Raw genomic sequence first — 13,845 nt, 5'->3', positions numbered from 1 at the left:
CGATGCGGAAGCACGGCCAGCGAGTCCGAAGAGCCACTTAGTCTGGCTTATTAATGTTTTGCATTATCGGTTTGGTGATGTGATTCACTATTAGATTCAATAAGGTGTAGAAAGGGGTTAAAAAATCTGATACCGTCAACGGCACGGAATTAGGTTTTGTTAACCATTCGATGGCAGCCTCTGCTCAGGCAATCACTGCTCCGGTCCTGGACGGCTCGTGAAATGGTCCGGCAGCAGAAAAGGGGAATGAAATGCGTGTTCTGCTGATAGAAGATGACAGTGCAACCGCACAAAGCATCGAGCTGATGCTGAAATCGGAAAGTTTCAACGTCTATACGACCGACCTTGGGGAAGAAGGTGTCGATTTAGGCAAGCTCTACGACTACGATATCATCCTTCTCGACCTCAATCTCCCTGACATGTCGGGATACGAGGTCTTGAGAACACTTCGCCTTTCCAAAGTGAAGACGCCGATCCTTATCCTCTCCGGCATGGCCGGTATCGAGGACAAGGTACGTGGCCTCGGCTTCGGCGCGGACGACTATATGACCAAGCCGTTCCACAAGGACGAACTGGTCGCCCGCATCCACGCTATCGTGCGGCGTTCCAAGGGCCATGCCCAGTCGGTCATCACCACCGGCGACTTGGTGGTCAATCTCGATGCCAAGACCGTTGAGGTCGGCGGCCAGCGCGTGCATCTGACCGGCAAGGAGTACCAGATGCTGGAGCTGCTCTCGCTGCGCAAGGGCACTACGCTCACGAAGGAAATGTTTCTCAACCACCTTTACGGCGGCATGGACGAACCGGAGCTGAAGATCATCGACGTCTTCATCTGCAAGCTGCGCAAGAAGCTTGACGCCGCTTCCGGCGGCCAGAACTACATCGAGACGGTTTGGGGTCGCGGCTATGTGCTGCGCGAGCCGGAAGATATCCGCGTCAGCGCCTGAGCTGACGACGCCGATCGATTTTCCGACAAAAATCCGGCTTCGGCCGGACTTTTGCGTTATAGCGCGGACATTAGAGCGCCGATTTTCGGGGCCCTGCGCCAGGGGTCGGCGAATCAGGCTGCAATTCTCAGGGTGCGGAAGCACTCGAGAAGTTGCGGCCGATTGAACGGCTTCAGCAGATAGCCTTGAGCGCCGGCGCGCTTTGCCCGCATGATCGAAGCGACGTCGACCTCGACCAGCGAAATCAGGATCCGGGGCCGTATCGGACTTTCGATGGCGCGCACCCGGCGGATGACGTCCTCCGCCTGCATGTCCGGCAAGGCGCCGTCGACGACAATGATATCCGGCATGTCGGCAGTGCACATCTCGACCGCGTCAAAACCGCGCGCAGCTTCGATGACCAGCATGTCGGAACCACCCAGGATGCGCTTTGCGACCTTCCTGATGACGCTCGAATCGTCGATAAACATGCAGCGTTTCATTTCCGGGCCCTCTGTGCCATGCGGCGGCAATCCGGCAGCGTCGCGGTACTGAAAGGCACGGTAGGACCAATCCGGTAAAGAAGCTGAAAAGCCAATAGGTAAAATTTTTGCAAGACCAGCTTTTACGGAAACTTCTTGACGATGCTTCGGCCGGTCTAGCCTGGGAGGTTCATTTCATTCGACCGTGAAGGTGTAGTAAACATTGTCTAAAAAAACTTATCTATTCTTTTCAATCATCTTAGTAACTTCAAGCAGCCGATATCACGATTTCTTCCGCGGTTGCGTGTATCGATATCGTCATGTTCGCCTCGCGCGCCAGAAGCAGTGTGTAGTAGGGCTGCACCGAATGCGCGTCGATCGGTTCCTCAGGCTTGTTGCCGGAATGGAGTTCCAGGAATTTGGGCGGCACGCGCAGCATCGGACCGCTCGCGGCGAGCGCAAAGCGTGGTTCTGTGTCGAGGTTTTCGATCGTAACCGTAAGCTTACCGCCACGCGGAATGGCGGCGTTGGTGACGAGAATGAGGTTGAGCAGCAGCTTCACCTTGTTCTTGGGCAGCAGCGCACGGGTTCCGTTCCAGACCAGTTCCGGCTTTTCGTTCTTCAAAAAGGCGATCGCAACGGCCTCGGCGTCCCCCGTGTCGATCATCATGCCGGCAGAACCGGCTGCGCCGAAGGCGATGCGGGCGAATTGCAGGCGGGCCGAAGCGTTTCTGGCGCTCTGGCGAATCAATTTCATGGCGTCTTCGTCGGCGCCGCCTTCGTCGAGCAGCTCAAGCCCGTTGTTTATGGCGCCGACTGGCGAAATGATGTCATGGCAGACCCGGCTGCACAAAAGCGCTGCGAGATCGGGTGCGGAAAGGGTGAAAAGCTCGGCCATCGGCGAAAGTCCCTGCAAAATTTCACTAGAAATGGCCGGGCGATCAATGATCACGCCTGTCCACACGAATCACGCTCTCTCCCAAGGCCTACTGATACACAGCGCCTAAGCGTGCAGCAACAAATCCGGAATTGTCGTTATCGAAAATGGTGTGTTCACGCAGGGCGCGGATACTGCGGGGCGACACGAAACCAGCTCGAACCAGCCTTCTAACCGCCATCTTCATGTGAAAGCTTAATGGTTGAAAAAGGATTACGGCATAGTTTGCCCATAACAGTTATCCTTAGCGGCCGCCAAAGAGCCGCACGGATGCGAGGCGTCGGCGAAAGTGCTCCCTGACGGAGATTGGAAGCATGTTTTCCCGATACTGCGACCGGAGCTTTTTCCGTGTCATCTCAGACCGGAGTTTTCTCCGTGTCATCTCTGACCGGAGTTTTTCCCGTGTCATCTCAATGGCGATCGCTCTCATGGGCGTTGTCGTCGTTTTTTCAACCTCGCCTTCGCGGGCCCAGGAATACACCGCCCAGGAGATCGTCGATTCTGGTCATAAATTCTTCGGCGCGACGTCGGGAGGGCTCGCCACCGTCGTCGAGAAGATTTTCGCCTCCTACGGCCTGCCTAATGGCTATTTGCTTGGCGAGGAGGGCTCGGGCGCGCTGATCGGTGGCCTCACCTATGGCGAAGGCATGCTCTACACCAAGAATGCCGGCGATCACAAAGTGTTCTGGCAGGGCCCGTCGCTCGGCTGGGATTTTGGCGGCGAGGGCTCGCGGGTGATGATGCTGGTCTACAATCTCGACGACGTGAACAGCCTCTACAATCGTTTCGGCGGCGTTGCCGGCTCCGCCTATCTCGTGGCTGGCGTCGGCTTCAACGTGATGAAGAACAACAATGTGCTGCTGGTGCCGATCCGCACCGGCGTCGGCGCCCGGCTTGGCGTCAATCTCGGCTATCTCAAACTGACCCAGCGTGCCACCTGGAATCCGTTCTGAGCAAGCGGTTGGCTCGTCACCTCGACTGGTTCCAAGGTCGACGATCTGAACATTGCTGCGGCAGACCCTTGCCGCAGCACTGGAATTCCGTCATGCGAACGTGGCACAGTCCCTTACGGTTGTTTGCCGTCCATAACGGATAGTCACCTTGGTTCAGTCAGTCCTGTTCTTTGTCCTCGGCTTTCTCTGCGCCGGCTTTGTGGCGCTGATGATTGCCCCGGCCATCTGGCGGCGGGCCGTGATGCTGACGCGTAAACGCGTCGAGGGCTCGATGCCGCTGACGCTGGCCGAGATCCAGGCGGAGAAGGATCGCATCCGCGCCGAGTTCGCCATGTCGACGCGCCGGCTCGAGATGAGCGTCAAGTCGTTGCGCGAGAAATCGGCCGAACAGCTTGTCGAGATCGGCCGTGGCCGCGAGGCACTGAAGGAGCTCGCGCTCGAGCGGAAGGACAAGGAACAGGCCCTTTCCGAACTCGAGGCCAAGGGCGAAGACCTTCGGCAGCGCGAAGACCAGTTGCAGCTTTTGTCGGATCGGCTTGCTCAAACCGAGCATGCCTTGGAAAAGCGTGTGCTCGAGCTGAAAAAGCTCGAGCACATGTATGACGACGCCAGCTTTTCTTCCAGCAGCCGTCAGATCGAACTTGTGGCGCGCGAATCCGAACTGCAAAAGCTGGCCGACGACATTTCGGTGCTGCGCAGCCAGCGCAAGGAGACGGACAGGCGCCAACAGGAGATCGCGGCCGAGAGCAAGGCCGCGCGAGACGCGTTGAAGGCCGAGAAGAAAAGGACCGGCGAACTGGACAAGAAGATCGAGCGCCTGCTCGCCACGCTTGCCGATCGCGAGGGCAAGCTTGAACGCCGCGAAAAGGAAATCGCGCGGCTTCGCGAAAAGCTGAAAAGCGAAAGCGTGGAAAACGCGTCGGCGGTGCCTCTCGTCGGAGCGCAAGGCAGCCAGGCCGATGTGGCCGTCAAGGGCGATATCGAAAAAGCTATCGCCAAGCTCGACAGCGACCGGGAGCAGGCGAGGCTGACGGCACTGGCCCGCGAGAACAAGAGGCTGACAGCGGATCTTGCCGCCTACGAGGCATCCAAATCCGAAGACGGCAACGATTCACGCCGCGCCAGCGCTGCGTTGCGCGAGCAGATGAGCGACCTGGCGGCGCAGGTCGTCGCCCTGACGGCGAAGCTCGACGGGCCGGAGTCGCCGATCGCAAAGGTTCTTGCGGCACCCAACCAACCGGGAAGCAGCGAACGCAGCCTTGCCGATCGCGTGCGGGCGCTGCAGAAGGCCGAATCGGCGCATTGAGCCCAGGCAGTGATGCTTGTCTTCTGCGGCTCAGGTCCTGCTCGCCGAAAAATGATGTAAGGCGATGGCTGACGCGGCGGCGACATTCAGGCTGTCGAAGCCTTCTGCCATATCGATCCGCACCGTCCGCAGGCGGGCGAGCAGGCTTTCGGGCAGGCCTTCGCCTTCGGTGCCGAGATAGAGCGCCAGCCGTTCAGTCCTTTTCGCATCGCGGATGTCGGTTCGCCCGCGCGGGGACAAAGCGAACTGGCCGAAGCCCAGCCGGTCGAGCGCTGCGGTGAAGCCGACGCTCTCATTGAAGGAGGCAAAGGGAACTTTCAGCGCGGCGCCGACCGAGACGCGGATCGCCTTGCGGTACAGCGGATCGCAGCAGGTCGTGTCCAGAAACACGGCATCGGCACCGAAGGCAGCGGCGTTGCGAAAGATCGAGCCCATATTGTCATGGTTAGCGATGCCGACCAGCACGACGATCAACGCGCGGGCAGGCAGGCTATCCAGCAAGGCCTCTGCAGGCTGCGCCGCGCCCTTGCGGCCAATCGCCAATATGCCGCGATGCATGTGAAAGCCGGCAATCCCGTCCATGACCTCGCTGGCCGCCACGTAGACCGGAAGGTCCGCGGGTGCCTTGCGCAGGGTTCCGTCGAGGCCTGCCAGCCGGTTTTCGAGTACCAGCACCGATTCGGCCGCGAAGCGTTTGGCCGCGAGCAGCATTTCGAGCACCACCTTGCCTTCGGCAACGAAGCGGCCCTGCCGGCCGGCAAGATCGCGCTCGCGGATGTCGAGATAGGCGGCGACGCGCGGGTCTTGCGGGTCTTCGATACGAATGGGGCGCATGCTTGCCTCGGCGGACACGCATCGTCCCGAAAATCGTAGTGGGCTTTCGGACAGCTCGATGCGTGGATCCAAAGTACTTTCTGCGTCCAATAGGATGCAAGTCGCTCTAAGGACAGTCAGCGAGGTAGGAGGTGCTTGGGCCAGTTCTTGTTTTTATGCATGTCGTTATTCCAAAACCGCTTCGCACCCTCGGTCAAGCCCAAGGGCAGGCTTTTGGGCGACATGCATTGGCCGGTCACGTCCCGGAGCGACGCGGGCGGTATGCCATCTGCGATAGCTCACCCTCGCCGAAAATCCCGTCCAGCGTGTTGAGAAGTTCGCGCACGGCATCGGATTTACAGGAATAGTAAATCATCTGCCGGTCACGCCGGGTTTCGACGAGATCGAGCGCCCGCAGTTTGGCCAGATGCTGTGACAGAGCGGATTGGCTGAGCAGAACCTTCTCGGCGATAGCGCCCACCGACATTTCACCGTCGGCCAGGTAGATCATGATCAACAGTCGTTTCTCGTTGCCCATCAGCGTCAGAAACGCAGCCGCTGATTCGGCATTGGCGATTAGCTTTTTCGAGACCATCGATCCCCCATACCTTCCTGCTCATCCGGCGCTATGGGGGCAATAGCGTCTGATTCCATAGGCTCACTCGCGAATGTGCGCTGGCGATTCAACGCTACCGGGAAAGCGTAGAACATCTCGCTCAAACCTCAAGACTTGCTTTCGACCCGACGCGATTAACTGTCGGACTGTGTTTAATCCGCCACTCGGCCGGTTTTTGCCATGTCGACCAGAACATGCCTAAGCTCGCGCGCCGTCCTCAATGGCTCGGGAAAGAAGACCCGGCAGACATCGTCGCCCAATGCCAGGTCCATGCCGTCGGCGTCGAAGCCGGTGACGACCCAGCCGTCGCCTGCGGCCTTGGCGAAATGGCGCGCGTAGACGGCAATTGCGTCGCGATGATCGGCATTCATGTGGTCGAGGGCGGATTGTTCACCAGCGCCAAGCTCTTCGACGATCGGCGCGGTCGTGACCAGATCGGCGCGTTCGAGCAAGTAGGCCTTGCCAAAGCCGCCGTTGAGACTGCCGCGCTCCGGCTCGAGGCGGAAGATCGAGAAGTCGCCAAGTCCGGCATAGAGCTTCGCCCTCGGATTGCGGTTGAGATAGCGCCGTTCGGCGCAGGCATGCTCTTCGGATCCACGCTCAAGCCGTGCTGCCCGACAGACGAGCGTCAACCGCGGGTGCGCCAGCGGATCGCCCTTGCCGGGCTCGCCAACAAGCAGCGAACAGCGCGGGTCGGCAAGGATCGCGCCGGTATGGGCGGATAGCATGGATACAAGTATCAGCGGCGTGCCGTCGATATCGGTGGCGACACCAACCCTGCTGGCCAGCGGCGAACCGGTCCCGGGCTCGATCACCGCGAGCGCGCCGAAACGGGCACTGCGGATCAGCGTCTTCGCCAGCCTGACCGCTTCGGCGTCGGTCTCGCGGATCACGTCCTTCTTTCGGTCGGCCAAAATGCGCACCGTCTTAAGCTGATTTTTATTCTCCGGTTATCACCCTATCACACCGGATTTGACAAGGGCCTCAGTTTCGCTTTCCGAAAGGCCGAAGCGTGCCAGCACGGTCGCCGCCTGACAATCGTGATCGGTCGGCATGGCGGCAAGCGTCGGCCGGGAGCGCGAAAAACGCGGCGTTGGGGCGGGGCGCTCAAGCACACCCGACGTCACAAACGCGTTGCGAGCGCGATTGTGCGGATGATCCCTGGCTTCCCGCAACGACAGAACCGGTGCAACGCAAGCATCGGTCGCAGCAAACAGACGGTCCCAGTAGTCCCGTGTCTTCTGCCCGACCCGATTGACAATGGCAGCGCGCATCTGCGGCCACAAATTCCTGTCGTATTGGCCGTGCACAAAATGCTCGTCGAGCGGCAGCAGTCTTGCGAATTCAGCGAAGAACCGGGGTTCAAGGCAGCCGACGGCGATGTGACGTGCGTCCGCCGTCTCATAGGTGTCGTAAAACGGCGCGCCGGAATCCAGCAGGTTCGCGCCGCGCGTATCACTCCACAGGCCCGCCGCCATCAAGGCGTGCACAGGTGTCGCCAACATCGAAGCGCCCTCGATCAGAGCGGCGTCGATCACCTGGCCCTTGCCGGATCGCGCCCGCTCAAACAGAGCGGCCAGCGCCCCGGCAACCAGCATCATGGCGCCGCCGCCATAATCGGCGACAAGATTGAGCGGTGGGACTGGCCGGCTTCCTTCCTGGCCGATGGTGTGCAGCACACCCGAATAGGCGAGGTAGGTGATGTCGTGGCCGGCACGATCCGATAGCGGTCCGTCCTGGCCGAACTCCGTCATGCGGCCGTAGATCAGCGCCGGGTTGCGCGCCAGTACCGCGTCCGGCCCGAGACCAAATCGCTCCATGACATCAGGACGAAACCCTTCGACCAGAATGTCGGCCTTTTCGACAAGGCGCAGCACCAGTTCGGCGCCTTCCCAGCGCTTCAGGTCAATCCGCAGGATGGAGCGGCCGTGACGGTCGATGTCGTACTCATCCGGTAGCGCCAGAAACGGCTGGGTCGATCCAGCCCGCTCGATGCGCAGCACCTCGGCTCCCATCTCCGACAACATCAGGCCGGCCAGCGGCACCGGTCCAAGCCCGGCCATCTCGATCACCGTCAGACCGACAAGTGGGCCGGTCCTCGCCTGCGGGGCCACTTCGGCACTCATGGTCGGCTACTTCGGCGCCATGCGGATGGCGCCATCGAGGCGGATGGTCTCGCCGTTGAGCATCTGGTTTTCGACGATGTGCAGCACAAGGGCTGCATATTCGGAAGGCTCGCCGAGACGGGACGGGAAGGGTACTGCAGCGCCAAGCGAATCCTGCACCTCTTGCGGCATGCCTGCCATCATCGGCGTCTTGAAGATGCCGGGCGCGATGGTGCAGACGCGAATGCCCGACCGGGCAAGGTCGCGCGCCACCGGCAGCGTCATGCCGACGACGCCGCCCTTGGAGGCTGAGTAGGCCGCCTGGCCGATTTGACCGTCATAGGCGGCGACCGATGCGGTGTTGACGATGACGCCGCGCTCGCCGCCCTCCAGCGGCTCAAGCTTCGCGGCCCCGTCGGCGACGAGGCGGATCATGTTGAAGGTGCCGATCAAATTGACCTCGATCACCTTGCGGTACTGATCGAGCGGGTGCGGGCCGTCCTTGCCGATCGTCTTCATGCCGATGGCGATGCCGGCGCAATTGACCAGGATACGGGGTTCGCCGAACTTTTTTACCACTTCCGCCACTGAAGCAGCACCGCCGTCGGCGCTGCTTACGTCGCATTGGATGGCGATGCCGCCGATATCGGCCGCAATCTTCGCCGCACGCTCGACGCCGAGGTCGAGGATGGCAACGCCGGCGCCCTTCGCGGCCAGTGCACGTGCCGTCGCTTCGCCGAGGCCGGAGCCGCCGCCGGTGACGATCGCAATCTGGCCGTTCGGGTTCATGTCGGCGTCCTCCATCCTGCCAGCCACATGCTACGAAGCCCGACAGGACGGCGCAACAGCAGCCGGACGGTCACGCCATCGCGGCGACGTGCGCGGCAATCCTTGCCTGATCCGCGTGGCAAACCTCCCCCATCAGCCGTGCCATCGCGCCCGGCACGATCTCATGCGACAAAAGGCGGTCAGGATCGACCGGGCGCGGCATGGAGATTTGCCCACGCGGGATTCGCTTGAAGCCGAGCGGGCCGTAATAGGGCTCGTCGCCGACAAGTATCACGGCCGGTATGCCGGCCTTGGCGGCGGCCTCCAGCGCGATCGCCACCAGCCGGCGGCCGATGCCGAGATTCTTGAAGGCCGGCCGCACGGCAAGTGGTCCGAGCATCAGCGCACGGCCGGCGCCGGCCGCAATGCGCGTCATACGCACCGAGGCGACAACGATATCGCCATCGACGGCCACGAAGGACAAAGCGCGTTCATGCGGGCCGCCCTCACGGATCTTGTAGGCGCCCAGCACGAAACGGCCCGGCCCGAAGGCTTCGTCGTTTATAGCTTCGATTTCGGGGTCATGCGCCGGATTCTCCGGCAGGTATTTCACGTCGGCAATGCTCATGGTCTTTGCGTTCCGGTAGACGGGAAAGGTTTGCTGCAAACGGCAGCGTTCGCCAGTCAGCGCTTCATCAAGCGCGGGCGCCCTTTCGTCGTCGGTCGAACCGGATCAAGGCAAAGTCGAACATGCGGATTTTCCGCTAGCACCAATCTTCAGCCACTGCAATCGGCCGTTTTCGCCTGGCGCCCTTCGTGTGCCGGTCTGGCGATTGACGAACTGTTCAACGCCTGGCGGTTTCCGCATCGTCGGCCTACATCTCTATGAAGACGAAAGGACATCGCATGGGATTGCTGGTCGACGGCAAATGGCAGGACCGCGGGTACGACACCAAACAGAGCGACGGCGAGTTCGTGCGGGCGCAGTCGCAATGGCGCGACTGGGTCACCGTTGACGGTACGCCGGCCGAGGGCCGCAAGCGCGGCTTCAAGGCCGAGCCGGGCCGCTACCATCTCTATGTCTCGCTTGCCTGTCCCTGGGCGCACCGGACGCTGATCTTTCGAGCACTGAAGAAACTCGAGGACGTGATTTCCGTCTCGATCGTCCATCGTTTCATGGGCGCCAACGGCTGGACCTTCCTGGCTGAGGACGGCGCCACCGGCGAGACGCTCTACGGCCTCGATTTCCTGCATCAGATCTACACCAAGGCCGATCCCGCCTATTCCGGCCGCGTGACGGTGCCGGTTCTGTGGGACAGGCGAGAACAAACGATCGTCTCCAATGAGTCCTCCGAGATCATCCGGATGCTCAATTCAGCCTTCGACAAATGGGGCGATGCCAGCCTCGATTTCTATCCGAAAGCACTGCGCGGCGAAATCGACGCGGTCAATGCGCTGGTCTATCCCTCAGTCAACAACGGTGTCTATCGCGCCGGCTTCGCCACTACGCAAACGGCCTATGAAAACGCGTTTGGCGAGTTGTTCTCCGCGCTCGATCAACTCGAGGATCGCTTATCTCGCCAGCGCTATCTCGTCGGTGACCGCATCACCGAGGCCGATTGGCGGCTGTTCACCACGCTGGCCCGCTTCGACCCGGTCTATGTCGGCCATTTCAAGTGCAACCTGCGCCGCATCGCCGACTATCCGAACCTGTCGAACTATTTGCGCGACCTCTATCAGGTCCCGGGCGTCGCAGGCACGGTGAGCCTGCACCACATCAAGGCGCACTATTACGGCAGCCATGAAACGATCAACCCGACGCGCATCGTGCCGGTCGGGCCGGAACTGGACTACGCGGCGCCGCATGATCGCAATCGGTTCAGGAAGGCGGCGTGACCTACCAGTAGGGCGACGCCGCCGCGCCGCCAAAAATCTCGGCAATCCGTCGCAGTGTGGCCGGCGTCGTTCCTTCCGGCAGGCGGTCGAGCGGAAAGAAACCGGCTGCGGCGATCTCGCGGTCCGGCAGCTTCGGCGCCGTCTGATTGAACTGCTCGACCAAATAGAGGCCGACATGGTCGCGGCGGCTGGCCCGACGGTTGAAATGCATCGATTTCAGCACCGGCGGGGCCGTCAATGCAATATTGCCCTCCTCGGAGAGCTCGCGCGCCAGCGCTTCGATCATCGTCTCGCCCAGCTCGACGCCACCGCCTGGAAGCTGCCAGCCCGGTACATAGGTGTGGCGAATGAGGAAGACGGAACTGGACGTGCGGTCGTGGATCAAGCCGCGCACCCCGAGCGTCATCGGCCGCCGCAGCACGAAATACAGATGAAACAGCCTTGCCCTGAGACCCGGCCAGCCGGTCTGGCGGAAAGCTTGCTCCGGATCGGGCCGCGTCATCACCCACGAAACCGTGGGTGGAAAGCAGCGCGCGCGTCGCTTATGAAGAGAGGATGTTCAGGCTCGCGCATATTTCCGATATCCATCTGGGACCGCTTCCCGGTGTAACCTATCGCGATCTCGCCTCCAAGCGCGTGGTCGGTTACGTCAACTGGCAGCGCAACCGCCGCCGCCACATGCGCGACGCGGTCATCGACACGATCGTCGCCGATATCAAGGCGAGCGCACCGGATCACCTTGCCGTCACCGGCGACCTGGTCAATCTGGCGCTCGATGGCGAGATCGAGATGGGCAAGCACTGGCTGGAGACGCTGGGTTCTCCCGATGATGTGTCGGTCGTTCCAGGAAACCACGACGCCTATGTGCCCGGCGCCTTCGACAAGGCCTGCCGGTCATGGACGGCATGGATGACCGGCGACGGCGTCAATACGCCGATCGACCGAGACGCCTTTCCGTATCTGCGCGTACGTGGCGACGTAGCGCTGATCGGTGTGACGACGGCGCGGGCCACCGCTCCGTTCATGGCCAACGGCTTCTTTCTGGAAGACCAGGCGGAAAGGCTGCGCGAAGTGCTCGACGCTACGGCCAAGCGCGGACTGTTCCGGGTGATCATGATCCACCATCCGCCAGTGCGCGGCGCCGTGTCGCAGCCCAAGCGGCTGTTCGGGATTGCCCGCTTCCACAAGGTCGTTCAGCGGCACGGGGCCGAGCTTGTGCTGCACGGCCATTCGCACGAGCCGACGCTGTTCTCCATCAATGGGCGCGGCGCCAAAATTCCAGTGGTCGGCGTCGCCGCCGCAGGGCAGGCGCCAGGCGGCAGGCGTCCGGCGGCGCAATATAATCTGTTGGAGATCGACGGCGAAAAGGACAATTGGCGGATCAGGCTGACGCGACGTGGCCTGACCGGGCCGGCCATCCCGCCTTCCGATCTGGAGATTCTGGAGCTTGGCGCGGACGCTATGGCCTAAAACTCAGTCCCATCGCAACAAGGCTGTCCCAGAACAACACGATCGATACAGCCAGCCCGACCAGGGCGCCTGCGGCGATCAGGCCGAGACCCGAGAGAAACGCCGACCAACGCTTGCCGCGCGAGACGGATCGCAGTGGCGGCTCGGCTTCCGGGACCAAGGCGCGCTTCAGGCCGGCGACAGCCTGCTCGACCCCGCCTTCCAGCATTCTCTGGCGTTCGACGACGCGCTCCGCGACATAGCGCGTTACTTGATCGGCGACCGGTTTCATCTCGGTTGATTCGGCGAGTACTACCCGGCCGATGCGCGTGTCCTTGAGGAAGCGATAGGTGCGGCGGTCGCGCCCCATGGCGACATGGCTGACGGCGTCGATCCAGAGGCGCGGCTGCAGCCCGGACGAAACGGCAAAGTCGAAATTGTCCATGTCGGCGGGGACGTCGGCGAAGATAGGCGCGAGTTCGGCGGCAAGCAAATCGAGCCGCATGCGATGCGCCTCGCGCATGTCGACCACGACGTCGTCGCGGTCGGCGAAGGCGTTTTTCACGTCGCGGATGGCGTCGGACAATTTTCGCGACTGATCGATCTGGGTGATGTTCTCGCCTGCATCCTTCATCGGCGTTGCCTCGCGGGGTTTGGTTAACATTGAATTAACACAGCCGTTGGCAAAATGCACTTGTGAGATCGACAAGCCTTTAAGCGGCTTACCAGACAAAACCCGGCCCGAAGCCGCGCCATCAGACTTTGGAAGGGAGGGCTCAATTCGCCGCGGCGGCGGATTTTGGACGAAACGGCCTGCTGCGGCGTTTCATGTTGCGGCGGACGATCTCGGCGATCAGGCCGGGCGCTTCCTCGGCCAGCATATGGCCGGCCTCCAACACGTGGTGCAGATGGAAATGCGCCGGCAGACCATCGGCCTGTGTGAAGGGCAGCACCGCGTCCTCTACCCCCCAAACCACCATAACCGGCATAACAAGCGTTTCGAGTCGTTCGCGCGGGATGACGCCCTGCCGATCGTCCCTGGTCATGGCGGCTGCGATCTCGACAAGTTTCTGCAACTGGCCGGGACGCGCACGCATGTCGCCAAGCACATCCACGGTGCGCTCCGAGGGCAGGCTTTGCGGACCGGACATGGCGGCAAGGCAGGCGCGAATTTCACTCTTGCCGGCAGCGCCGGCGTAACGGCGCAACAGCGGCCCATTGATCTCAGTCCCGAAACCGCCCGGCGCCAGAAGTGTCAGCGACGCTATGCTTTCGGGCTCGGCCAATGCCATCAGCACTGCCGCCGCCCCGCCCATCGAATGGCCGACGAGATGCACCTTCCTAATTTTGCGTGCGGCGAGGTCTGCAAAAACGGCCCGAGCGGCCGTCTTGGCCGGGCCGCCACCCGGGAAATCGAGGGATAGCCCATGGCCCGGAAGATCATAGGCCAGCGTCCGTGAACCAAGTGCCAGTGTGGAAATCACCTCGTGCCAGTCGTCGTGGCAGCCGCCGAAGCCATGCAGGAAGACAACCGTCTTCGGGCCGGCGCCCCGTTCGGCAGCGTAAAGGGATGAAATCATGAAATTTTATAGTT

Annotated in this window: 16 protein-coding genes; 5 read left to right on the top strand and 11 right to left on the bottom strand. The window is 61.6% G+C overall.

Translation table 11 applies throughout. The features are described 5' to 3' along the window. Positions 1-251 precede the first annotated feature (251 nt). On the top strand, positions 252-947 hold the full coding sequence (gene ctrA, locus NKH36_RS25630) for a response regulator transcription factor CtrA (RefSeq protein WP_006203583.1): 696 nt from the start codon (positions 252-254) through the stop codon (positions 945-947). Between the two features lie 113 nt (positions 948-1,060). On the opposite strand, the gene NKH36_RS25625 is transcribed toward ctrA, so the two are convergent. Next, positions 1,061-1,429, bottom strand: coding sequence for a response regulator (locus tag NKH36_RS25625; RefSeq protein WP_352961411.1), 369 nt, complete (start codon positions 1,427-1,429; stop codon positions 1,061-1,063). Positions 1,430-1,676: 247 nt separating this feature from the next. Continuing rightward, on the bottom strand, positions 1,677-2,306 hold the full coding sequence (gene chpT / locus NKH36_RS25620; RefSeq protein WP_352961413.1) for a histidine phosphotransferase ChpT: 630 nt from the start codon (positions 2,304-2,306) through the stop codon (positions 1,677-1,679). A 452-nt stretch (positions 2,307-2,758) separates the two neighbouring features. On the opposite strand from chpT, the gene NKH36_RS25615 reads away from it, so the two are divergent. Both NKH36_RS25615 and NKH36_RS25610 read left to right on the top strand, forming a co-directional pair. Further along, a complete protein-coding gene (locus tag NKH36_RS25615; protein WP_352961415.1) occupies positions 2,759-3,298 on the top strand; it encodes a DUF1134 domain-containing protein in 540 nt (179 codons plus the stop codon). A gap of 148 nt (positions 3,299-3,446) precedes the next feature. Then, positions 3,447-4,604, top strand: a complete 1,158-nt coding sequence (locus tag NKH36_RS25610; RefSeq protein WP_352961417.1) for a coiled-coil domain-containing protein — start codon at positions 3,447-3,449, stop codon at positions 4,602-4,604. Positions 4,605-4,634: 30 nt separating this feature from the next. Here the strand turns inward: NKH36_RS25610 and NKH36_RS25605 are convergent, their stop codons facing one another. From NKH36_RS25605 to NKH36_RS25580, 6 genes are all read right to left on the bottom strand, one after another. Then, on the bottom strand, positions 4,635-5,438 hold the full coding sequence (locus NKH36_RS25605) for a TrmH family RNA methyltransferase (protein ID WP_352961419.1): 804 nt from the start codon (positions 5,436-5,438) through the stop codon (positions 4,635-4,637). A 235-nt stretch (positions 5,439-5,673) separates the two neighbouring features. Next, positions 5,674-6,012, bottom strand: coding sequence for an ArsR/SmtB family transcription factor (locus NKH36_RS25600; protein ID WP_352954991.1), 339 nt, complete (start codon positions 6,010-6,012; stop codon positions 5,674-5,676). Between the two features lie 173 nt (positions 6,013-6,185). Then, positions 6,186-6,947, bottom strand: coding sequence for a HugZ family pyridoxamine 5'-phosphate oxidase (locus tag NKH36_RS25595; RefSeq protein ID WP_352961421.1), 762 nt, complete (start codon positions 6,945-6,947; stop codon positions 6,186-6,188). Between the two features lie 39 nt (positions 6,948-6,986). Then, on the bottom strand, positions 6,987-8,159 hold the full coding sequence (locus tag NKH36_RS25590) for a CaiB/BaiF CoA transferase family protein (RefSeq protein WP_352961423.1): 1,173 nt from the start codon (positions 8,157-8,159) through the stop codon (positions 6,987-6,989). Positions 8,160-8,165: 6 nt separating this feature from the next. Beyond that, a complete protein-coding gene (locus NKH36_RS25585) occupies positions 8,166-8,927 on the bottom strand; it encodes a 3-hydroxyacyl-CoA dehydrogenase (protein ID WP_352961425.1) in 762 nt (253 codons plus the stop codon). 70 nt (positions 8,928-8,997) lie between these two features. Next, the gene (locus NKH36_RS25580) at positions 8,998-9,534 is read right to left on the bottom strand and encodes a GNAT family N-acetyltransferase (protein ID WP_352961427.1); all 537 of its coding nucleotides are present in this window, start codon (positions 9,532-9,534) and stop codon (positions 8,998-9,000) included. Positions 9,535-9,812: 278 nt separating this feature from the next. Here NKH36_RS25580 and NKH36_RS25575 point away from each other — a divergent pair, with 278 nt between their 5' ends. Continuing rightward, complete coding sequence (locus tag NKH36_RS25575) at positions 9,813-10,802, top strand: glutathione S-transferase family protein (RefSeq protein WP_352961429.1); 990 nt, start codon at positions 9,813-9,815, stop codon at positions 10,800-10,802. Between the two features lies 1 nt (position 10,803). Here NKH36_RS25575 and NKH36_RS25570 read toward each other — a convergent pair whose 3' ends face one another. Beyond that, positions 10,804-11,304, bottom strand: a complete 501-nt coding sequence (locus NKH36_RS25570; RefSeq protein ID WP_352961431.1) for an NUDIX domain-containing protein — start codon at positions 11,302-11,304, stop codon at positions 10,804-10,806. Positions 11,305-11,357: 53 nt separating this feature from the next. Here NKH36_RS25570 and NKH36_RS25565 point away from each other — a divergent pair, with 53 nt between their 5' ends. Then, complete coding sequence (locus tag NKH36_RS25565) at positions 11,358-12,272, top strand: metallophosphoesterase family protein (protein WP_352961507.1); 915 nt, start codon at positions 11,358-11,360, stop codon at positions 12,270-12,272. Here the strand turns inward: NKH36_RS25565 and NKH36_RS25560 are convergent. Both NKH36_RS25560 and NKH36_RS25555 read right to left on the bottom strand, forming a co-directional pair. Next, on the bottom strand, positions 12,262-12,885 hold the full coding sequence (locus NKH36_RS25560; RefSeq protein ID WP_352961433.1) for a hypothetical protein: 624 nt from the start codon (positions 12,883-12,885) through the stop codon (positions 12,262-12,264). The genes NKH36_RS25565 and NKH36_RS25560 overlap by 11 nt on opposite strands. 142 nt (positions 12,886-13,027) lie before the next feature. Continuing rightward, positions 13,028-13,831, bottom strand: a complete 804-nt coding sequence (locus NKH36_RS25555; protein ID WP_352961435.1) for an alpha/beta fold hydrolase — start codon at positions 13,829-13,831, stop codon at positions 13,028-13,030. Positions 13,832-13,845 lie beyond the last annotated feature (14 nt).

Origin of the sequence: Mesorhizobium sp. M1312 (assembly GCF_040318115.1) — a bacterium.
Classification (GTDB): Bacteria; Pseudomonadota; Alphaproteobacteria; order Rhizobiales; family Rhizobiaceae; genus Mesorhizobium.
This window is presented reverse-complemented; position numbering and strand designations above follow the sequence as displayed.

Excerpts from the sequence above, each read along its gene's own strand:
- ctrA (WP_006203583.1), top strand. The coding sequence starts at position 252 with ATGCGTGTTCTGCTGATAGAAGATGACAGTGCAACCGCACAAAGCATC.
- NKH36_RS25625 (WP_352961411.1), bottom strand. The coding sequence starts at position 1,429 with ATGAAACGCTGCATGTTTATCGACGATTCGAGCGTCATCAGGAAGGTC.
- chpT (WP_352961413.1), bottom strand. The coding sequence starts at position 2,306 with ATGGCCGAGCTTTTCACCCTTTCCGCACCCGATCTCGCAGCGCTTTTG.
- NKH36_RS25615 (WP_352961415.1), top strand. The coding sequence starts at position 2,759 with ATGGCGATCGCTCTCATGGGCGTTGTCGTCGTTTTTTCAACCTCGCCT.
- NKH36_RS25605 (WP_352961419.1), bottom strand. The coding sequence starts at position 5,438 with ATGCGCCCCATTCGTATCGAAGACCCGCAAGACCCGCGCGTCGCCGCC.
- NKH36_RS25600 (WP_352954991.1), bottom strand. The coding sequence starts at position 6,012 with ATGGTCTCGAAAAAGCTAATCGCCAATGCCGAATCAGCGGCTGCGTTT.
- NKH36_RS25590 (WP_352961423.1), bottom strand. The coding sequence starts at position 8,159 with ATGAGTGCCGAAGTGGCCCCGCAGGCGAGGACCGGCCCACTTGTCGGT.
- NKH36_RS25585 (WP_352961425.1), bottom strand. The coding sequence starts at position 8,927 with ATGAACCCGAACGGCCAGATTGCGATCGTCACCGGCGGCGGCTCCGGC.
- NKH36_RS25580 (WP_352961427.1), bottom strand. The coding sequence starts at position 9,534 with ATGAGCATTGCCGACGTGAAATACCTGCCGGAGAATCCGGCGCATGAC.
- NKH36_RS25575 (WP_352961429.1), top strand. The coding sequence starts at position 9,813 with ATGGGATTGCTGGTCGACGGCAAATGGCAGGACCGCGGGTACGACACC.
- NKH36_RS25570 (WP_352961431.1), bottom strand. The coding sequence starts at position 11,304 with ATGACGCGGCCCGATCCGGAGCAAGCTTTCCGCCAGACCGGCTGGCCG.
- NKH36_RS25565 (WP_352961507.1), top strand. The coding sequence starts at position 11,358 with ATGTTCAGGCTCGCGCATATTTCCGATATCCATCTGGGACCGCTTCCC.
- NKH36_RS25560 (WP_352961433.1), bottom strand. The coding sequence starts at position 12,885 with ATGAAGGATGCAGGCGAGAACATCACCCAGATCGATCAGTCGCGAAAA.
- NKH36_RS25555 (WP_352961435.1), bottom strand. The coding sequence starts at position 13,831 with ATGATTTCATCCCTTTACGCTGCCGAACGGGGCGCCGGCCCGAAGACG.